This is a genomic window from Pseudomonas entomophila, assembly GCF_029478665.1.
Classification (GTDB): domain Bacteria; phylum Pseudomonadota; class Gammaproteobacteria; order Pseudomonadales; family Pseudomonadaceae; genus Aquipseudomonas; species Aquipseudomonas entomophila_F.
Window position 1 is genome coordinate 78,415 of the sequence record NZ_JARPQB010000012.1, and the last position, 18,586, is coordinate 97,000.

Consider the following 18,586-nt stretch of genomic DNA (forward strand, 5'->3'; position numbering starts at 1 on the left):
GAGTAGGGACATGCTTGATTCCGCATTTCGCCACTGGCTGGATGCCAATGCCGAGGCCATCGACCAGGGCCGGTGCGACCCGCACCTGGTGCTGGCGCACATCGCCGAGTCGCAACTGTTGCGCGTCGGCGTCGACCCAGCCCTCGGCGGCTCGGGCGGCGACGTCACCGAGGCGGTGGAAGCCATCGCCGCCATCGCCAGCCGCTCACTGGCCGCGGCCTTCGTCTGCTGGGGGCAGCGCGCCTTCATCGAATACCTGTTGCAAAGCCCCAACCAGGCCGTGCGCGAGCGCTTGCTCCCCGACCTGCTCAAGGGTGAGCTGGCCGGCGCCACGGGGTTGTCCAACGCCATGAAGTTCCTGTCCGGCATCGAGGCCCTGCAAGTACGTGGACGGCCCACAACGGATGGCTGGACCCTGGAAGGCCGCCTGCACTGGGTGACCAACCTGCGCAAATGCGGCTTCGTGGTGGCCGCGGCCATCGAGGACGATGCCGGTGGCCCGCCGTTCGTGGTCGCGATTCCGTCCACCGCTACTGGCCTGGAACGTTCCGACGACCTGCAACTGATGGGGCTGCAATCGAGCAACACCGCGGCACTGGCCTTCCACCAGGTGGGATTGGCCCGCGACTGGCTGCTGCACGACAATGCCCGCGAATTCCTGCCCAAGGTACGCCCGGCGTTCCTCGCCTTGCAGTGCGGCATGGCCATCGGCCTGGCACGGCGCGCCCTGGACGAGGTACAGGAGCACCTGCAAGGCCGTGGCTCGTTCCTCGAAGAGGCCCGCCTGGTGCTCAAGGAGCGCCTGGAAAACACTGTTGGTGAGCTCAAGCAGGGCCTGCTCGACGGGCGCTTCCTCAAGCAGCCGGCAGCCCTGTTCAAGCTGCGCATCACCCTCGCCGAAAGCGCCGCCGACGCCGTGCAGCTGGAACTGCAGGCCAGCGGTGGCAAAGCGTACCTGACGGCCTATGGCGAAGGGTTCGCCCGCCGCTGGCGCGAGTCGGCGTTCGTGCCGATCGTCACCCCGAGCCTGGTGCAACTGCGCGCCGAGTTGCAACGCCAGGCGGCCACGGCATGAGTGAAGCGTTGCTCGAGGCCCGGGACATCAGCCTTGGCTACCCCCGCGAGGGTGGCTGGCAGGCCGTGTTGGCGCAGTTCGACCTGACCCTGGCCGCTGGCGAGGTGGTCACCCTTCTCGGCCCCAGCGGGGTGGGCAAGTCCAGCCTGCTGCGGGTGCTGGCGGGTTTGCAGCAACCGCGTGGCGGCGTCGTCACGTTGCATGGCGAGGTGTTGCAGGGGCCGCACCCGCGCCTGGCGGTGGCGTTCCAGGACCCGAGCCTGCTGCCCTGGCTCAGCCTGGAAAAGAATGTCGCCTTCGGTCTCGATTTCGCTCGCCAGCCCAAACTCTCGAGCAGCGAACGCCGCGCGCGGATCGAGCATGCCATCGACGCCGTCGGCCTGGCCCATGCACGCGGTCAGTATCCGGCCCAGTTGTCCGGTGGCATGGCCCAGCGCACCGCGCTGGCCCGTTGCCTGGCCCGCCAACCTGAAGTTTTGTTGCTCGACGAGCCGTTCGGTGCGCTGGACGAGGTGACCCGTGCCGATATGCAGCAACTGCTGCTGCAACTGATCGCCACCCACAACACCGCCGCCGTGCTGATCACCCACGACATCGACGAAGCCCTGCTGCTGTCCGATCGCGTGCTGCTACTGGGCGACCACCCGGCGCGCACCCTCGGCCAGTGGCGTATCGACCTGCCGCAGCCGCGCGCGCAGCGGGTCGAGGAGCTGGGCGCCTTGCGTATCGACATCCTGAAAACCCTGCGGCGGGCAAGCCGTGTAGCCGAACCCACCCCATCCCCCTTGCCCTCGGAGGCTGTCCATGTGCATGGATGACTGCTGTTCCTCGACGTCCCGTCGCGATTTTCTCAAGTTGAGCGCCATGCTCACCGCCGCCGGTGCCGTGCCGTTGCTGTCCAGCCTGCAGGCCCGCGCCGCCGCCGAACCGGATGCGCCGGTGCGCATCGGCTACCTGCCGATCACCGACGCCACGCCGCTGCTGGTGGCGCACAACAACGGCCTGTTCGAGGCCGAGGGCATCAAGGCCGAGCGCCCGGTGCTGCTGCGCAGTTGGGCCCAGGTGATCGAGGCGTTCATCTCCGGCCAGGTCAACGTCATCCACCTGCTGTCGCCGATGACCGTCTGGGCGCGTTACGGCAGCAAGGTGCCGGCCAAGGTCGTGGCGTGGAACCACGTCGGTGGCTCGGGCCTGACCGTGGCCCCGGACATCACCGACATGAAACAGCTTGGCGGCAAGACCGTGGCCATTCCGTTCTGGTACTCGATCCACAACGTGGTGCTGCAGCAGATGCTCGCCGACAACGGCCTGAAGGCGGTGTCGAAGCCTGCCACCGCGCAGCTGGCCGCCAACGAAGTCAACCTGTTGGTGCTGCCGCCCTCGGACATGCCACCGGCCCTGGCCAGCAAGCGCATCGCCGGCTACATCGTCGCCGAGCCGTTCAACGCTCTGGCCGAGAACCTCAAGGTCGGCCGCGTGCAGCGTTTCACCGGCGATGTCTGGCGCAACCATGCCTGCTGCGTGGTGTTCATGCATGAGCACGACCTCAACAACCGCCCCGAGTGGTCGCAGAAGGTGGTCAATGCCATCGTCAAGGCCCAGCAATGGACCCGCGAGCACCGCGCCGAGGCGGCCGCGTTGCTGTCCAAGGCTGGCCCCAACAAATACACCCCACACGAGCCGGCGGTGCTCACCCGGGTGCTGGCACCGTCTGCCGACGACCGCGCCGGCTATATCGCCAGCGGCGCCATCCAGCACCAGCAGTGGGATGAAAAGCGCATCGACTTCCAGCCGTACCCATACCCCAGCTACACCGAGGAGCTGGTCAAGCGCCTGAAGAACACCCTGATCGAAGGCGAGAACGGTTTCCTCGCCGATCTTGACCCGGCCCATGCCGCTCGCGACCTGGTCGACGACCGCTTCGTGCGCAACGCCATTGCGGCTGTCGGCGGCCCGGCGACGTTCGGCATCGCCGAGAACTTCCAGCGTAGCGAGGAGTTCGCGGTCTGATGCGCAAGCACGTCGTACATGGTGCCCTGGGCCTTGCCGGCCTGGCAGTGCTGTTGTTGCTGTGGTGGCTGGGGGTGCGGGTGTTCGGCGAGGCCGACGGTTTGTCTGCGCGCTTTTCGCCCCAGGCCACCTTGCACAGCCTGGTGGAGTTGCTGGGGCAGGGCGAGGTGTACGGGCATGTCTGGGTGAGCCTCAAGCGCATCCTGGTCGGCCTGGTGCTGGCGCTGCTGATCGGTGTGCCGCTGGGGTTGCTGGTGGGCAGCTACCGGCACCTGGAGGCAGCGACCACGCCAGCGTTCCAGTTCCTGCGCATGATCTCGCCGCTGTCGTGGATGCCGGTGGTGGTGATGCTGATGGGGGTGGGCGACCAGCCGATCTATTTCCTGCTGGCCTTTGCCGCGCTGTGGCCGATCCTGCTCAACACGGCGGCGGGCGTGCGTCAGCTCGACCCGCGCTGGTTGCAGTTGAGCCGCAGCCTCAGCGCCACGCGCTGGGAGACCTTGTGCAAGGTGATCGTTCCCGGGGTGATCGGCCATGTGCTGACCGGGGTGCGCCTGGCCATCGGCATCCTGTGGATCGTGCTGGTGCCGTGCGAGATGCTTGGGGTGAGCGCGGGGCTGGGCTACTTCATTCTCGATACCCGTGATCGGCTGGCGTACTCCGAGCTGATGGCGATGGTGCTGCTGATCGGCGTGCTCGGCTTCATGCTCGATGCAGCTGCGCGGGGGCTGCATCGTCGCTGGGTGCATGCCTGAGCAGACCGATCCTGGGGGCGGTTCAGCGATTTGCCGCGCCCTGGATCGATTCGATCAGTTGCTGGGTTGTCTTGTCGTCGCTTTTCACAAGCTTGGCCGCATCAGCGGCTTTTTCCTTTTGCAGCTTGTTGGCCGAGGTAGCGTCTGGTCGATGATCAAAAGCTGCGCGCTCCAGTCTATAGGGGCGGCATTCGCTTTGGAGATTTCATTCAGCGACACAAGTGCTCCCAGTTGAGAGCGATAAGTGGCTTCGGGCTTCTGAGGTTCGGTGAGTAATGGGAGTAATGGCCTTATGGCGGAGATGCCCTGCTGACCTAGACACCAATGACGCCAATGGCAATCAGCGCTTTCAGGATGACATCGACTATTCCAAGCGCTTGAGTGACCTTTTCTGTGATCTTGGTTGCCTCGGCCATTTCCCGACGGACCTTGACCAACTCCTGGACTTGCACGCTCAATTGGTTGAGCGTGTCGCGGACTGACGCACTGTCAATCAGCGTTCTGATATCGGCGACAATGAGTTTTTCCTGCTTTCTTGAAAGGCGCTTATATTCATTGAGTAGTGCCTCGCGCTCAGAGCCCACGGCTGTCAGCGCACGACTTCGAATAGTGGCCATTGCCATACCCAATTCGTCGCTTGCACTGGTTACGATGTCATTCGAGGAAAACGTCATGCGGGTCTCCTTGTGCCAGTAAAGCGCCTGGTTATCAGGACGCCGCGGCCTTGGCCTTTTCAGCGGCATCCCGAGCCGATCTTATTGCCTGGGCTTTTTCGGCGAAGTTGGCGATTGCTGCCTGCACGGATTCGTATTGGGTCGAAGGGTCTGCCAGCGCATTGGCAAGGGCGTGATGCGCATCAGCCATAGCCTTCAACGCAGCGCCGGGGTTGTTGTCGAAGCGTGCCAGGTAGTTATCGCGAACAGCGCGTGTATTTTCATATTGCAACTGCCAGGCCTTGGCGTCATTGGTGGGTTGCCCTGGGGGGTGGGCGAAGAGCGCGTCAGCAGCGAACTTGAGTTCGAGTTGTGTCATGTATGCGCCAATATTCGAGAGTTCGACAGCGGCTTGAGTAACGACGCCATCGGCGGCGGCAGTCACTTTTTTGAGCGCCTCGGTTCGACGTGCTTCCAGCAGCGCTGTGAGCAATGACTGTCCCAGTGTTACTACTGGGCCTGCCACTGCGGTGCGGGCAGACGTCTTGCCATCGCGTTCGTCTATCGATTTTGCGAGTTGCTCTATTTGCGCTTTAGACTTATCGAAAGATTTTTGTAGTGCTTCTTTGTCCGTGGCATCGACGATACCCACCAAGGCATTGGAATATGCTTGCAGCCCAGCAAGCAATTGCCCGTCATCCAAAGGTGCTGGCTGGGCCTCGGAATAGTGAAGTTTTCCATTGATCAGCATGCCAAGCTGGCAGTGCTTGGTTTCTTTTGCTTTCAATTCATCTATTGAGTAAATGCGTGGTTGGCCATCTTTTACCTGAGCGGAAGCGTTCTGGCACGTTGCCGGCATCACAGAAGAGGCGGGGTGTTGCTCGCGCGATGCAGACCAGGCAAGGAGGCAGGCTCTGTCCTGATTGAGCTGGCCTAGAGTCGCACCACCCGTGCAGTCAGAGGGAATAGTAAAGGGTGTGGTGGCTGTCGCGCGCTCCTCTATCCAATGGGTATATAGCGTATCGTTTACACGTTTCTGCTGCGCAGTTATTGCCCGTGCGGTTTCTTTTATCGAAGCATCGAAGTCTTGGATGTCTTGCTTGTAAGGAGTGGTGGAACACCCTGCAAGAAACAATATGGACATGACAATGCCCGCCGTCATTCCCTCGATACGGTTATGCATGTTTGCTGGCCTGCTGCTGTGTTTAGTGGGCAGTTTTATTTTTTCAGGCTAGCAGTGTGATATCACCTTGCAAGGTGGGCTAAATAACATTGCGCAATAAATTACCAGCCAACCCTTCAATGTATGTTCTTACGCTGGCGCATCACGGCTTGCGCTTGCAGTTGGAGTTCATCCAGCCGCTGATCTCGTTGCCGCTCCGCCTCGACCATCGCTTCTTCCCCGTGCTGTTTGAGCAGGTACGCATGAATCTGCCTTACTTCGACGGTCTGGTAGATCGGCGCGATGTCCAGCCGCCCGATCAACGCTCCGCTGGCCCGCCCGGTGCTGCTCATCAATACCTGCGGCCCGGCGCTGGCCACCACTTGCAGGCCCATGGCTTCGAACCACGGTACCTGTGCGGCGAAGGCGCTCAGCTCGACACAGCCATAACGTGCGCGCAGGTCTTCCAACAGGCCGCGGGCGATGCCTTGGCGGCGATGGTGAGGATCCACGGCAAGATAGGCCAGGGCACAGGCTTGTGGGTTGTCTTGTGCCGGTAGCACCAGGGCGAAGCCCAGCAGTTGGTCCGGGGCCTCGGCGTCCAGCGCCAGGGTCAGCTCCACGGCCAGGCCACGGGTACCGTCCAGGGCCATCAGGTATTGGTGCACCTCCAGCCCCACGCCGTACTGGTACAGCGGGTAGAGCGGATTGTCCGCGCTGATGGCGACACTGCTGAGCTGGCCGACATGGTCGATCACCAGCTGGCGGATCTGGTTCTGGAAGGATTCGGGCGGCACGCCGTCGAGGCGGCGGAGGATGAACATCGCGGGCAGGGCTCCGGTTGGCACGTGACGAAGCGGCCATTCTACCCGCTATGCAGCCAGGTGTAGGAGCCGGCGTTGCCGGCGATGCAAGGCGCGGCCTTACCCGCTGTCAAAGCGGTTCGCCAGCAAGGCTGGCTCCTACAAGGCGGCGAGCATCAGGTCGAGGTTCTGTACCGCAGCACCCGAGGCGCCCTTGCCCAGGTTGTCGAACACGGCGGTCAGCAGCACCTGGCCATGCTCGGGGTTGGCGTACACGGCCAGGCGCAGGTCATTGCTGTCGTTCAGTGCCTGTGGGTCCAGCGCGGTGGCCGGGCCATGCAGGTGCAGTGGCATCACCTGGACATGGCGGGCGCCCTGGTAGTGCTGTTCCAGGCAGGCCTGCAACTGCTCGACAGCGACACCCGGGAGCAGGCGCAGCTGCAGCGGGATGCTCAGCACGATGCCCTGGCGGTAGGCGCCGTAGCCCGGCACGAACACCGGGCGCGCGCTGAGCCCGGCGTGCTGCTGGATCTCCGGCACATGCTTGTGCGCCAGCTCCAGGCCATATAACTGCAGGGTCGGCAGGTAGCCTTCGCTCGGCTGTTCATGGCGCTCGACTGCGGCGCGGCCGCCACCGGAGTAGCCGGAGATGGCGTGGATGCTCAGCGGGTAGTCCGCCGGCAGCAACCCAGCCTCGACCAGCGGGCGCAGCAAGGCGATGGCGCCGGTGGGGTAGCAGCCGGGGTTGCTCACCCGCTTGGCCTGGGCGATGCGCTCGGCTTGCTGGGCGTTCAGTTCCGCCAGGCCGTAGACCCAACCCGGGCTGGTACGGTGGGCGGAGCTGGCGTCGATCACCCGCACCGCCGGGTTGTGGATCGTCGCCACGGCGTCGCGGGCTGCATCATCGGGCAGGCAGAGCAGGGCGATGTCGGCGCTGTTGATGGCCTCGGCGCGGCGCGCCGGATTCTTGCGGTCGGTGTCGGGCAGGGTGAGCAGGCGCAGGTCCTGGCGGCCGTTGAGGCGGGCGTGGATCTGCAGGCCGGTGGTGCCTTGGTCGCCGTCGATGAAAACGAGGGGGAGGTGCATGTCGGGTGTCCGTAGAGGAGGGGAACAGGGATATCCTCGCCTGCGGCTGGACGAAAGAAAATTTGAATATCATGATGTTCAAATTCAGAAAAAATGAACAATTTCAAAGCCGGCCCAGCGCCCTTTAGGAGCGGGTTTACCCGCGAACACCGGCGAAGCCGGTGCCATGCACCGTATTGCCTGATTCGCGGGCAAGCCCGTTCCTGCAGAGGACCGTGTCATCCGCGATATGCGAGACCCCATGCGAGAAATCAGCCTCGACCGCCTGCGCACCCTGGTGGTGATCGTCGACCTCGGCTCGTTCGCCGACGCCGCCCGCCAGCTCAGCCTGGCGCCGCCGACCATCAGCCTGCATATCGCCGAACTGGAGGCGCGGATCGGCGCGCCCTTGCTCACCCGTACCCGTGGCCAAGTGCGGCCCACCGCCGTCGGCGAAACGTTGCTGGCCCGCGCCCGACGCTTGCTGGCTGACGCCGACCAGGCGCTGGACGAGGTGCGCCGGCAGGTCGAGGGCCTGACCGGCCGAGTGCGCCTGGGCGCTTCGACCGGCGCCATCGCCCACTTGCTGCCCCAAGCCCTGGAAGCCTTGCGCGTGGATCACCCAGGGATCGACGTGCAGGTCCAGGTACTCACCTCGCAAGCTTCGCTGGCGCGCCTGCGCGAGGGCACCCTGGACATCGGCCTGGTGGCGCTGCCACAGGTGGCGGGCAAAGGGCTGAAGGTCACCCCCTGGCGACGCGACCCGATCATGGCCTACGTGCCCGCCGACTGGCGGCCGCCGGCGCGGGTCACGCCGGGCTGGCTGGCCGGGCGGGCGTTGATCCTCAACGACAGCACCACGCAGTTGTCGCGGGTGACGTCGGAGTGGTTCGCGGCTGCCGGGTTGTACCCCGAGCCGCGTATCGAACTGAACTACAACGATGCGATCAAGAGCCTGGTGGCGGCAGGGTACGGGGCGACGCTGCTGCCGCAGGAGGGCGAGGTGCAGCAGCACAACCCGCGGATCGCGCAACGGCCGTTGCGGCCGGGGTTGTGGCGGCAGTTGGGGATCGCCTGCCGCCAGGGCGAGGTGGAGCGGGCGACGGGCCATGTGCTGGCTGCACTGCAGACGCTGAGCATGGCGCGCCACCTGTAGGCGCCAGCCTTGCAGGCGAACGGCATCACACGAATTCACCTGCCTGGGCGACTTTCCCGCCACCAGCACCTTGGCCAGGCATGGTGGCGGCTTGATGCAGGCCTACCGCTTCACCGTGCGGGACGCCCTGGACAGCGGTGAGCTGGTGGAGGTGCTGGGCGACTACGGCGGGACGTCGCGGCCGTTCATGCTGGTCTACCCCCAGGCCCGGCACATGCCCCTGAAAGTGCGGGTGTTCATCGACTTTCTGCTGGCGGCGGTTGCCCGACCGTTGGGCTGAAGCCGCGTCGACCGCGCCCTGGCTGACTATCCTTGTTGCTGCGTCGGCGACCCGACCGGCGCTCATCCCGGCAGTCCGGTCATTTCCCAGGAGAACGCTCCATGAAATCCATGACACTGCTTGTGATCGCGTCCGTGCTCAGTTTCGCCGCCCACGCCGAAGACAGCGCGGCGACCAACTGCGACGCCAAGATCAAGGACCTCGAGTACATCAGCAAGAGCGATGGCCAGGCGCTGCATGGCGGCATGGCCCACGACTATCATGAGTTGCTCAAGCAGGCCAAGGCCGCCCAAACCAAGGGTGACATGGAGACCTGCATGAGCCAGGCCGATCGCGCCAAGACCATCTACAACAAGGCCCGCGGCAAGTAGCCGACGGTAATTTTCCGAACGCGGCCAGGTCTCGTGTAAGCTCGCGCCCGACCTTCCACGAGACCGCCGCATGAACCCGACCCCTCCGCGCCTCGACAGCCTGCTCACCGGCAGCGCCCGGCCGTTCACCCGCCCAGGCTCGCACAGCGCCATCGACAAGCAGCCACGCGAGGGCGCCTTGCGCGTGACCTACCTGGGTATCGCCGGGGATGAACAGGGCGACCTGCGCGTGCACGGTGGTGTCGAGAAGGCCATCCATCACTATCCCCGCGACCACTACCCGGACTGGGCCGCCGAACTCGGCGATCACCCGTTGTTGGCCAAGCCAGGCGCCTTCGGCGAGAACTTCAGCAGCCGTGGCTGGCGTGAAGCCGACGTCTGCCTGGGTGACCGCATCCGTGTCGGCACGGCGCTGCTGGAGATCTCCCAGGGCCGCATGCCGTGCTGGAAACTCAACGATCGCTTCGACGTGGCGCAGATGGCACTGCGGGTGCAGCAGAGCGGGCGTACCGGTTGGTATTACCGGGTGCTGGAGGAGGGGGTGGTCGCGGCGGGCGATACACTGGAGCTGGTCGAGCGACCTCATGGCCAGTGGTCGGTGGCGCGCCTGTCGGCGGTACTGTTCGACAAGCGCCTGGAGCCCGAACTGCTGTGCGAATGCCTCGAGCTGCCGCTGGTGCCGAGCTGGCGCCGCACCCTGGAGAAACGCCTGGAGCAGCACCAGGTCGAGGATTGGACATCACGCCTGCAAGGCCGTACCGACGCCTGAGCCCAGGCGCTTGCAACCGTTTTCAAGACAAGGACTGCCCCATGCCTTTCGAACTGGATGACCGCCTGGTGATTGGCGTCGCCTCTAGCGCGGTGTTCGACCTGAGCGAGTCCGACGCGGTGTTTCGCCGCGACGGCGAGGCCCAGTACCGCAAATACCAGGAGCAGCACCTCGCGGTGCCCTTGGGCAAAGGCATTGCTTACCCCTTCATCAAGCGCTTGCTGGCCCTCAACGACCTGCGCGATGACCCGGAAGATCCGCTGGTGGAAGTGGTGCTGCTGTCGCAGAACGACCCGGACACCGGCTTGCGGGTGATGAAGACCATCGGCCATTACGGGCTCAACATGACCCGGGCCATCTTCACCCAGGGCCGCTCGCCCTACGAATACATCCCGGCGTTGAACATCGCGCTGTTCCTGTCCGCCGACAAGCAGCACGTCGACGCGGCCATCAAGGCGGGTTACCCCGCGGGCCAGGTGCTCGACTCCAAGTTCGATGACGACGAAAGCGACGACAACCTGCGCATCGCCTTCGACTTCGACGGCGTGTTGGCGGGAGACGAGTCGGAAGCGGTGATGCAATCGGGCGGGCTGGACAGCTTTCACGCCCACGAAGTGATGAACGTCGCCCAGCCGCACAATCCGGGGCCATTGAAGGAGTTCTTCGTGCGCATCGCGCGCATCCAGGCGGCGGAGGAGCAGTACAAACTCGAGCACCCCGGCTACGAGAACCGCTTGCGGGTATCGATCGTCACCGCGCGCAACGCGCCTTCCCATGAACGTGCGCTGAACACCCTGAAAAGCTGGGGGGTGATGGCCAACGACGCGTTCTTCCTCGGGGGTATCGAGAAGCGGCGGGTGTTGCAAGTACTCAAGCCACACATCTTCTTCGATGACCAGTCGGGGCACCTGAAGAGCACCAGCACCGTGGTGCCCTCGGTACACATCCCCTTCGGCGTGACCAACCGATCACGGTAGGAGCCAGCCTTGCTGGCGAACCGGGCCAATGCCGATCTCTGGTCCGTGCGCGAAGCTGTTCGCCAGCAAGGCTGGCTCCTACAGGGGGGGCATGCCTGGTTTCAGAACCAGCGATCATTGCGCTTGCGGCCACGGGTCAGCGCCGGCAGGATCAACCCCACCAGCAGCCCGGCACCGGCGATGCTGCCACCGTAGACCATGTAGCGCATCATCACCTGCTTGTTCTCATCGCCCAGGCGCGCCTGGGTATCGCGCAGGGTCGACTGGCTTTGTTCCAGCTGTTCGTTGAGTGCCTTGTTGCGGGTTTCCAGCTCGTCGATCAGCGCCTTGCGCGAATCAAGGGTTTCCTGCATGCCCTGCACACGGCTCTTCCAACTGTCATCGATGGTCTTGAGCTGGCCGGACAACTCCGCCACCTGGGCGTCGAGCTGTGGCAGGCGCTCGTTCTGCCCCGGGACCGCCTGCAGGTCGCTGGTGAGGATCCACACCAGGTCGCCGCTTTGCCCACGCACCTGGCTGTAGTTGCCCTGGGTGGTCTGCAGCGTGACCTTCTGCCCGGACTTGAGCGTGCCGACAATGCGGTGGCCATCGGTGGGGCCACTGCGCACATAGGTGCTCAGGCTGTCGCTGACCCAGCGCGCATCGCTGGCCGGTTCTTCGGCGTGGGCGGGCGCGGCCAGGGCGATCAGGGCGGCGATCAGGCCGCCGCGCAGGGCGGGCAGGGCGGAGGAGGCAGGCTGGTTTTCTGGCATGGTGATCTTCGCTGCAACAGGACAAATAAAGGCCCGATGACTGGGCCGGCGATCCGGTCGGGTGGGTTGACCGTCAGCGAAAGACCGCATTTTTGTAGGCAGGTTCACTGCTTGCGGCGGGAATTGTCTGCAGAATGTTGCTTGATGCGATGCATGCGGGGGCACGGTGGGCGCCATCAAGCGCCCACGGCGGGGTATCAGCGGGTGGCGGACTTGCCATCCAGGCGGGCCTGCTCCAGCAGCAGGTTCAGTTGCGCGACCTGCTGGCGCAACTGGTCACGTTCATCCTTCAGTTGGCGCAGTTCGTCACGGCGCACGGTCACATAGAGGGTCTGGGTGGGAGTGGCAGGCATCAAGGTACCCATTGGCACACCTCGCTTGGCTGGTGACATTCAAAAGCGTAGACGCTTCAGGCGGCGCGCATTCTGAATTCTTTGCAGGCCCTTTGGAACTTTTTTGTTTATCGTTGTCACCCCGTTCGTCGGTGAACCCTCGAGCGGATCGCTGGACTAATCTGAAATCTTCAAATGTTGTCATCCAAATCCAAGGGGAGCGTCGGCACATGCAACTGGGAATCATCGGGCTGGGCCGCATGGGCGGCAATATCGCAAGGCGCCTGATGCGCGATGGCCATCGCACCGTGGTCCATGATCGCAGCCGCGAGGCCATCACCGCGTTGGAAGGCGAGGGCGCGCAAGGGGCCCACGACCTCGGCGCGCTGGTGCAGAAGCTCAAGGCGCCACGCGCGGTGTGGGTCATGCTGCCCGCTGGCGAGCCTACCGAGCAGACCATCGCCCAACTGGCCGAGCTGCTCGAGCCGGGCGACGCGATCATCGATGGCGGCAACACCTTCTACAAGGATGACGTGCGCCGTGCCGCCGAGCTGGCCAAGCGCGGCCTGCACTACCTCGACGTCGGCACCTCTGGCGGCGTGTGGGGCCTGGACCGCGGCTACTGCATGATGATCGGTGGCGAGAAGGCGGTGTTCGAACGTCTGGAACCGCTGTTCAAGACCCTGGCCCCCGGTGTCGGCGATATCCCGCGCACCCAGGGGCGCACGGGCGAGCATGACCGCGCCGAGCACGGCTACATCCATGCCGGCCCGCCCGGCGCCGGCCACTACGTGAAAATGGTCCACAACGGTATCGAGTACGGCCTGATGCAGGCCTACGCAGAAGGCTTCGACCTGTTGCGCAGCAAGGGCGGCAACGAGCTGCCGGAAGACCAGCGCTTCGACCTCAACGTGGCGGAAATCGCCGAGGTGTGGCGCCGTGGCAGCGTGGTCACCTCCTGGCTGCTGGACTTGACCGCCGATGCGCTGGTCGCCGATCCGCAGCTCAGCGAATTCAGCGGCTCGGTCTCCGACAGCGGCGAAGGGCGCTGGACCATCGATGCCGCCGTCGAGCAGGCCGTACCGGTACCGGTATTGTCCAGCGCACTGTTCGCCCGCTTCCGTTCGCGCCAGCAACAGGGCACCTACGGCGACAAGATCCTCTCCGCCATGCGCCTGGGCTTTGGCGGCCACGTCGAGAAGAAGGGCGAATGACCAAGCAGACGATCCCTGCCGCGCCGCCTTGCACGCTGTTCCTGTTCGGCGCCAATGGCGACCTGGTCAAGCGCCTGCTGATGCCGGCGCTGTACAACCTGGCCCGCGATGGCCTGCTCGACCGCAACCTGCGTATCGTCGGGGTCGACCACAATCCCGCTACCGCCGAAGCTTTCGCCGAGCGCCTGCATGCCTTCATGCAGGAGCGCGACAAGGGGCGTGAAGGTGATGAGCGCTGCCTCGATGCCGCGCTCTGGGAGCGCCTGGCCAAGCGCATCGACTACCAGACCGGTGATTTTCTCGACCCCGAGACTTACCAGGCCTTGGCGGCGCGCATCGACGCGACCCGCCACGGCAACGCCATCTTCTACCTGGCCACCTCGCCACGCTTCTTCCCCGAGGTGGCCCAGCGCCTGGGCGCGGCCGGCCTGCTCGACGAGTCCGCCGGCGGTTTTCGCCGGGTGGTGGTGGAGAAACCCTTCGGCACCGACCTGGCCAGTGCCGAGGCGCTCAACGCTTGCCTGCTCAAGGTGATGAGCGAGCGGCAGATCTACCGTATCGACCATTACCTCGGTAAAGAGACGGTACAGAACATCCTGGTCAGCCGTTTCTCCAACGGCCTGTTCGAGGCGTTCTGGAACAACCACTACATCGATCACGTGCAGATCACCGCCGCCGAGACCGTCGGCGTCGAGACCCGTGGCGCCTTCTACGACAGTACCGGCGCTTTGCGCGACATGGTGCCCAACCACCTGTTCCAGTTGCTGGCGATGGTCGCGATGGAGCCGCCCGCTGCGTTCGGCGCCGACGCCGTGCGTGGCGAGAAGGCCAAGGTGATCGGTGCCATTCGCCCCTGGTCGGCGAAGATGGCCTTGAAGAACTCCGTGCGTGGCCAGTACACCGCGGGCAAGCAACTGCCGGGCTACCGTGAAGAACCTAACGTCGACAAGGGCAGCCAGACCGAAACCTATGTCGCGCTCAAGGTGATGATCGACAACTGGCGCTGGGCCGGGGTGCCGTTCTACCTGCGCACCGGCAAACGCATGAGCGTGCGCGACACCGAGATCGCCATCTGCTTCAAGCCCGCGCCCTATGCCCAGTTCCGCGAAAGCGAGCTGGAGCGGCCCAAGCCCAACTACCTGAAGATCCAGATCCAGCCCAACGAGGGTATGTGGTTCGACCTGCAGGCCAAGCGCCCGGGGCCGGAGCTGGTGATGGAGAACGTCGAGCTGGGGTTCGCCTACAAGGACTTCTTCAAGATGACCCCGGCGACCGGGTACGAAACCCTGATCTACGACTGCCTCACCGGCGACCAGACCCTGTTCCAGCGTGCCGACAACATCGAGAACGGTTGGCGCGCCGTGCAGCCGTTCCTCGATGCCTGGGCGGGCGAGGGCAGCGAGGTGCATGGTTATCCGGCAGGCGAGGATGGCCCGCAGGCGGGCAACGAGCTGCTGGCGCGCGACAAGCGCGAGTGGCACACGTTGGGCTGAAGTACCTGTTCGCCGGCAAGCCGGCTCCTGCAAAACGACGCGCAACCTGCAGGCGCCGGCTTGCCGGCGAACCGCCCTCGAGCGCAACGCGCTCACTCAAGCGGAACACCCACCCGATCCAGGCATCCAACACTCCAGGTGCACGCCACCAGGAGCCCGGATGCCTGCCCCGATCGAAGACTACGCCCTCATCGGCAACTGCCGCAGCGCCGCCCTGGTCAACCGCGACGGCGCCCTCGACTGGCTGTGCCTGCCGCGCTTCGACGCCCCGGCCGTGTTCGCGGCACTGCTGGGCAACGAAGAAAACGGCCGCTGGCGCCTGGCCCCCAGCGACCCGGTCGAGCGCACCACCCGCCAATACCTCGAAGACACCCTGGTGCTGGAAACCAGCTGGACCACTGCCAGCGGCCACGCCCGGGTGCTCGATTGCATGCCCCTGGGCGATGGCAACGCCGTGCTGCGCATCGTTGAAGGCCTGGCCGGCGAAACCGCCTTCGAGATGGACCTGGTGCTGCGCTTCGACTACGGCCGCAGCGTGCCCTGGGTGGAAAAGCTCGACGCGTTGACCCTCAGCGCCGTCGCCGGCCCCGATCGCCTGGTCCTGCGCAGTACCACCGAAACCCACGGCCGCGACCAACACAGCGTCGCGCGTTTTCGCGTCCGCGCCGGCGAGCGCCAGGTCTTCAGCCTTTGCCACCAGCCTTCGCACCTGCCTGTGCAGCCTGGCTTGGATGCCGACCACGCCCTGGCGCAGACCATCGATCAGTGGCAGGCCTTCGCCGCCCGCTGCCCCGACGTCGGCCCCCACACCGCCCTGGTGCGCCGCTCATTGCTGACGCTCAAGGCCATGACCTACGCACCCACTGGCGGCATGGTCGCCGCCGTCACCACCTCGTTGCCCGAGCGCGTCGGCGGCGAGCGCAACTGGGACTACCGCTACTGCTGGCTGCGCGACGCCACCATGACCCTGCTGGCGTTCATGAACCTCGGTTACTTCGACGAAGCCCAGGCCTGGCGCGAATGGCTGCTGCGCTCGGTGGCCGGCAATCCCGAGCAGATGCAGATCATGTATGGCCTGGCGGGGGAGCGCGACCTGCCCGAGTTCACCTTGCCCTGGCTGGCGGGCTACGAGCGCTCGCAGCCCGTGCGCGTGGGCAACGCCGCCTCCGAGCAGCGCCAGCTCGACATCTACGGCGAACTTGCCGATGCCATGGCCCAGGCGATCAAGGGAGGCTTGCCACGTCACCCGCGCAGCGCTGCCATCTCCCGGGCGATCCTGCCCTGGGTGGAGCGCATCTGGCGCGAGCCCGACGAAGGTCTGTGGGAAGTGCGCGGCGGTCGCCAGCACTTCGTCCACTCCAAGGTCATGGCTTGGGTTGCCTTCGACCGCGCCGCGGGGCTGGCCGATACCACCGAGGACGGTCGCGAGCACAGCCGCCACTATCGCCAGGTGGCCGACGAGATCCATCGCGAGGTCTGCGCCCTTGGTCTGGACACCCAGGGCAGGTTCTTCGTGCAGGCCTACGGTTCGGCCGAACTTGACGCCAGTCTGTTGCAGATCGCACTGACCGGGTTCCTGCCGGCCGATGATCCCAGGTTCCTGCACACCCTCGAGCAAATCGAGCGGCGGTTGCTACGTAACGGGTTGCTGCTGCGCTATGACAGCGACAGCTGCAGCGACGGCCTGACGCCGGGGGAGGGGACGTTCCTGGTGTGTTCTTTCTGGCTGGCGGATGTGTATGTGCTGCTGGGGCGACGGGAGGAGGCCCAGGCGTTGTATGCGCGGTTGACGGGGTTGTGCAACGACGTCGGCTTGCTGGCCGAACAGTACGACCCGGCGGGCAAGCGGATGCTGGGGAATTTCCCGCAGGCGTTCAGCCATATAGGAATCATTAATACGGCGTTGAACCTGCACCGGGCGCAGTGTCCGGTGCGGGATCGGGTAAATCGATAGCGCAAACAGGGAGACTACCTGGCTCTCCAACTCGGTCGAGTAGAAAAGTCCAATGAGGCAACTACTACTCGTAGTAGCCCACCGTGTCTCTCAAGCGGTCAGCGAATTCGTAGATGTCATCCAGGGAGCTGATGGGGTGGCGTGTTTCGTTTTTGTCTTTGTCGAAAATACCAATGTATTTTTGTGAGCGATTGAAGTGGAGCCGTGTAATAGGTTTTCGGTTGTTATCATCGAGCAGGATGCCGAAGTAACTTTGGGTGTCACGGTGTACGACGCGCTTGGCATCAACCGCCGTTCGAACAATGGCCTTCACAATGTGAAAACCCTCAAGCTCTTCCATGGTCGTCTGAACGCGGTCTTCTGCGGCGTTGGGCTCTCCACCCTGAGCTTCGGAAACCACTTGTTCGGCAGGGGTCGGATAGGAAACGCCACTCATCGCTGACTTCAATCGATCATTGATCTGGTCATTCAGGAACTGAGAGGCTGCCTTGCGCGTCAGAAGGCTGAACTGTTCTCGGACCTTTTGCGTGATTACTCCGTCATAGACCCGCGAAGCGAAGAATTTTATAAAGTCGTCGTCCGGCTGACTGAATTGTGACGCAATGACACGCTTTATTTGGCCGACGTACTTTAGTTCACCGGCGGCATTGATAATGGAGTCGACGTCGAAAGCAGACTTCGTAAGTTTCTGGAGCTCAGGAATGACATGCTCGTCAATATCGAGAAGGTCGATTTCCAAGAAGGGCTTCTCATCCATCTTGTTGGGGGCGTCAAGGTCGGTGAAAAAGCGATAGTGCCGGCCGTTTGTCAGGATAGAGATTCGCGCTGTTGTAACATGGAAGTATCGGAATAGCTGGCTTGCATGGTTGATGTTAAGCGGCTCACCAATTTTTTTGGTCTCGATCAGAATCTGAATTTCACCATTCTTCAGAATGGCGTAGTCAATCTTTTCACCTTTCTTGGTACCGACGTCGCAAACGTATTCCGGCACAACCTCCGATGGGTCAAAGACGTCATAGCCGAGGACAGAGTGGATGAAGGGCATGACAAAAGCTGTTTTGGTAGCTTCTTCGGTCTGAATGGTGGCTGCCAGTTGATTGACCTTCGCTGCCATTGAGTTGAGGCGTTCTACAAATTCCATTTGCGCTCCAATACGTGCCGCCCACCCGGGCGATAAAGGCAAGACGCTACTACGGCATGCATTAATACCGCTACTGTCAATTTATACATGCTGGATAACCGGCCAGCCAATGAGGATGGGTATCATTGCTTGCAATATCACTGTATCGAAGCATGGGGAGTAAAAAATTCTCATTGCTTGTGGTCCGTGTCTGAACCATTAGTTTGCCAGCTTTGCGCCATTCCTATGGTTCCCTTGCAATCTAGCCCTCTTCAATTTCTTCGAGCCCGAATTAAAGCAGCAGGACGCCGTTGCCTAGCTACGGCATATTAGTATTTCGTTGGATTGGCCCTTTGATGGCAGAGTACTGGAGCTCCTAGGTCTGCCGGTTCTCTTCTTCTGCTCAGCAAATTTGTGGATGCCAGCCTGGCTAAATTTATGTGCCAATGGATTTCCTGTGGTGACCAGCGCCTTGTCGCACTCTTCGCGGGTAAGCCCGTCACCACAAGGAGCGGCGGAGGTTTCCACCGCTGGATGCTGCTGCCAATGTCTGGTCTGTGCTGATGACCGATTCCCTCATCGGTAGCGTGTCTTTTGGGGCGGTATGTCATCATGCGTGGCCTCACGCTATGACGCCCGAACCGA

At 63.6% G+C, this 18,586-nt stretch carries 18 protein-coding genes and 1 pseudogene; 12 read left to right on the forward strand and 7 right to left on the reverse strand.

Going from position 1 to position 18,586, the window contains the following annotated elements:
• Positions 1-10 precede the first annotated feature (10 nt).
• From P5705_RS08370 to P5705_RS08385, 4 genes are read left to right on the forward strand one after another with little or no spacing between them, the layout of a single operon-like run.
• Positions 11-1,075, forward strand: coding sequence for an acyl-CoA dehydrogenase family protein (locus tag P5705_RS08370; protein ID WP_277460374.1), 1,065 nt, complete (start codon positions 11-13; stop codon positions 1,073-1,075).
• Positions 1,072-1,893 carry an ABC transporter ATP-binding protein gene (locus P5705_RS08375; RefSeq protein ID WP_277460375.1) on the forward strand — a complete coding sequence of 274 codons (822 nt, stop codon included), beginning with the start codon at positions 1,072-1,074 and terminating at the stop codon, positions 1,891-1,893. The genes P5705_RS08370 and P5705_RS08375 overlap by 4 nt, the downstream gene beginning before the upstream one ends.
• Complete coding sequence (locus P5705_RS08380) at positions 1,880-3,085, forward strand: ABC transporter substrate-binding protein (protein WP_277460376.1); 1,206 nt, start codon at positions 1,880-1,882, stop codon at positions 3,083-3,085. Before P5705_RS08375 ends, P5705_RS08380 begins: the two co-directional genes overlap by 14 nt.
• A complete protein-coding gene (locus P5705_RS08385) occupies positions 3,085-3,840 on the forward strand; it encodes an ABC transporter permease (protein ID WP_277460377.1) in 756 nt (251 codons plus the stop codon). The genes P5705_RS08380 and P5705_RS08385 overlap by 1 nt, the downstream gene beginning before the upstream one ends.
• A gap of 314 nt (positions 3,841-4,154) precedes the next feature.
• Here the strand turns inward: P5705_RS08385 and P5705_RS08390 are convergent, their stop codons facing one another.
• From P5705_RS08390 to argC, 4 genes are all read right to left on the reverse strand, one after another.
• Complete coding sequence (locus P5705_RS08390) at positions 4,155-4,514, reverse strand: hypothetical protein (protein WP_277460378.1); 360 nt, start codon at positions 4,512-4,514, stop codon at positions 4,155-4,157.
• Positions 4,515-4,548: 34 nt separating this feature from the next.
• Positions 4,549-5,676, reverse strand: coding sequence for a hypothetical protein (locus tag P5705_RS08395; protein WP_277460379.1), 1,128 nt, complete (start codon positions 5,674-5,676; stop codon positions 4,549-4,551).
• A 116-nt stretch (positions 5,677-5,792) separates the two neighbouring features.
• Positions 5,793-6,479 carry a GNAT family N-acetyltransferase gene (locus tag P5705_RS08400; protein ID WP_277460380.1) on the reverse strand — a complete coding sequence of 229 codons (687 nt, stop codon included), beginning with the start codon at positions 6,477-6,479 and terminating at the stop codon, positions 5,793-5,795.
• A gap of 138 nt (positions 6,480-6,617) precedes the next feature.
• The gene (argC, locus tag P5705_RS08405; RefSeq protein ID WP_277460383.1) at positions 6,618-7,544 is read right to left on the reverse strand and encodes an N-acetyl-gamma-glutamyl-phosphate reductase; all 927 of its coding nucleotides are present in this window, start codon (positions 7,542-7,544) and stop codon (positions 6,618-6,620) included.
• A 241-nt stretch (positions 7,545-7,785) separates the two neighbouring features.
• Here argC and P5705_RS08410 point away from each other — a divergent pair, with 241 nt between their 5' ends.
• The 5 genes and pseudogenes from P5705_RS08410 to P5705_RS08430 all read left to right on the forward strand — a co-directional run bounded on the left by P5705_RS08410 (position 7,786) and on the right by P5705_RS08430 (position 11,076).
• Positions 7,786-8,679 (forward strand): LysR family transcriptional regulator, encoded by an 894-nt coding sequence (locus P5705_RS08410; protein WP_277460384.1) that lies wholly within the window; start codon positions 7,786-7,788, stop codon positions 8,677-8,679.
• Between the two features lie 34 nt (positions 8,680-8,713).
• Positions 8,714-8,959, forward strand: a pseudogene (locus tag P5705_RS08415) (LysR substrate-binding domain-containing protein); the annotation flags it as partial.
• A gap of 101 nt (positions 8,960-9,060) precedes the next feature.
• The gene (locus tag P5705_RS08420; protein WP_277460386.1) at positions 9,061-9,330 is read left to right on the forward strand and encodes a hypothetical protein; all 270 of its coding nucleotides are present in this window, start codon (positions 9,061-9,063) and stop codon (positions 9,328-9,330) included.
• A 70-nt stretch (positions 9,331-9,400) separates the two neighbouring features.
• On the forward strand, positions 9,401-10,099 hold the full coding sequence (locus tag P5705_RS08425; RefSeq protein WP_277460388.1) for an MOSC domain-containing protein: 699 nt from the start codon (positions 9,401-9,403) through the stop codon (positions 10,097-10,099).
• Between the two features lie 41 nt (positions 10,100-10,140).
• Positions 10,141-11,076 carry a 5'-nucleotidase gene (locus P5705_RS08430; RefSeq protein ID WP_277460389.1) on the forward strand — a complete coding sequence of 312 codons (936 nt, stop codon included), beginning with the start codon at positions 10,141-10,143 and terminating at the stop codon, positions 11,074-11,076.
• 101 nt (positions 11,077-11,177) lie between these two features.
• Here P5705_RS08430 and P5705_RS08435 read toward each other — a convergent pair whose 3' ends face one another.
• Together P5705_RS08435 and P5705_RS08440 are read right to left on the reverse strand one after the other, a co-directional pair.
• A complete protein-coding gene (locus P5705_RS08435; RefSeq protein ID WP_277460390.1) occupies positions 11,178-11,828 on the reverse strand; it encodes a TIGR04211 family SH3 domain-containing protein in 651 nt (216 codons plus the stop codon).
• 197 nt (positions 11,829-12,025) lie between these two features.
• Complete coding sequence (locus tag P5705_RS08440) at positions 12,026-12,193, reverse strand: DUF6026 family protein (RefSeq protein ID WP_277460391.1); 168 nt, start codon at positions 12,191-12,193, stop codon at positions 12,026-12,028.
• A gap of 176 nt (positions 12,194-12,369) precedes the next feature.
• Here P5705_RS08440 and gnd point away from each other — a divergent pair, with 176 nt between their 5' ends.
• The 3 genes from gnd to P5705_RS08455 all read left to right on the forward strand — a co-directional run bounded on the left by gnd (position 12,370) and on the right by P5705_RS08455 (position 16,821).
• Complete coding sequence (gene gnd, locus P5705_RS08445; RefSeq protein ID WP_277460429.1) at positions 12,370-13,374, forward strand: phosphogluconate dehydrogenase (NAD(+)-dependent, decarboxylating); 1,005 nt, start codon at positions 12,370-12,372, stop codon at positions 13,372-13,374.
• Complete coding sequence (gene zwf / locus P5705_RS08450; RefSeq protein ID WP_277460393.1) at positions 13,371-14,867, forward strand: glucose-6-phosphate dehydrogenase; 1,497 nt, start codon at positions 13,371-13,373, stop codon at positions 14,865-14,867. Before gnd ends, zwf begins: the two co-directional genes overlap by 4 nt.
• 160 nt (positions 14,868-15,027) lie before the next feature.
• Positions 15,028-16,821 (forward strand): glycoside hydrolase family 15 protein, encoded by a 1,794-nt coding sequence (locus P5705_RS08455; protein WP_277460394.1) that lies wholly within the window; start codon positions 15,028-15,030, stop codon positions 16,819-16,821.
• Positions 16,822-16,885: 64 nt separating this feature from the next.
• Here the strand turns inward: P5705_RS08455 and P5705_RS08460 are convergent, their stop codons facing one another.
• Complete coding sequence (locus P5705_RS08460; RefSeq protein ID WP_277460395.1) at positions 16,886-17,962, reverse strand: type I restriction endonuclease; 1,077 nt, start codon at positions 17,960-17,962, stop codon at positions 16,886-16,888.
• Between the last annotated feature and the right edge of the window lie 624 nt (positions 17,963-18,586).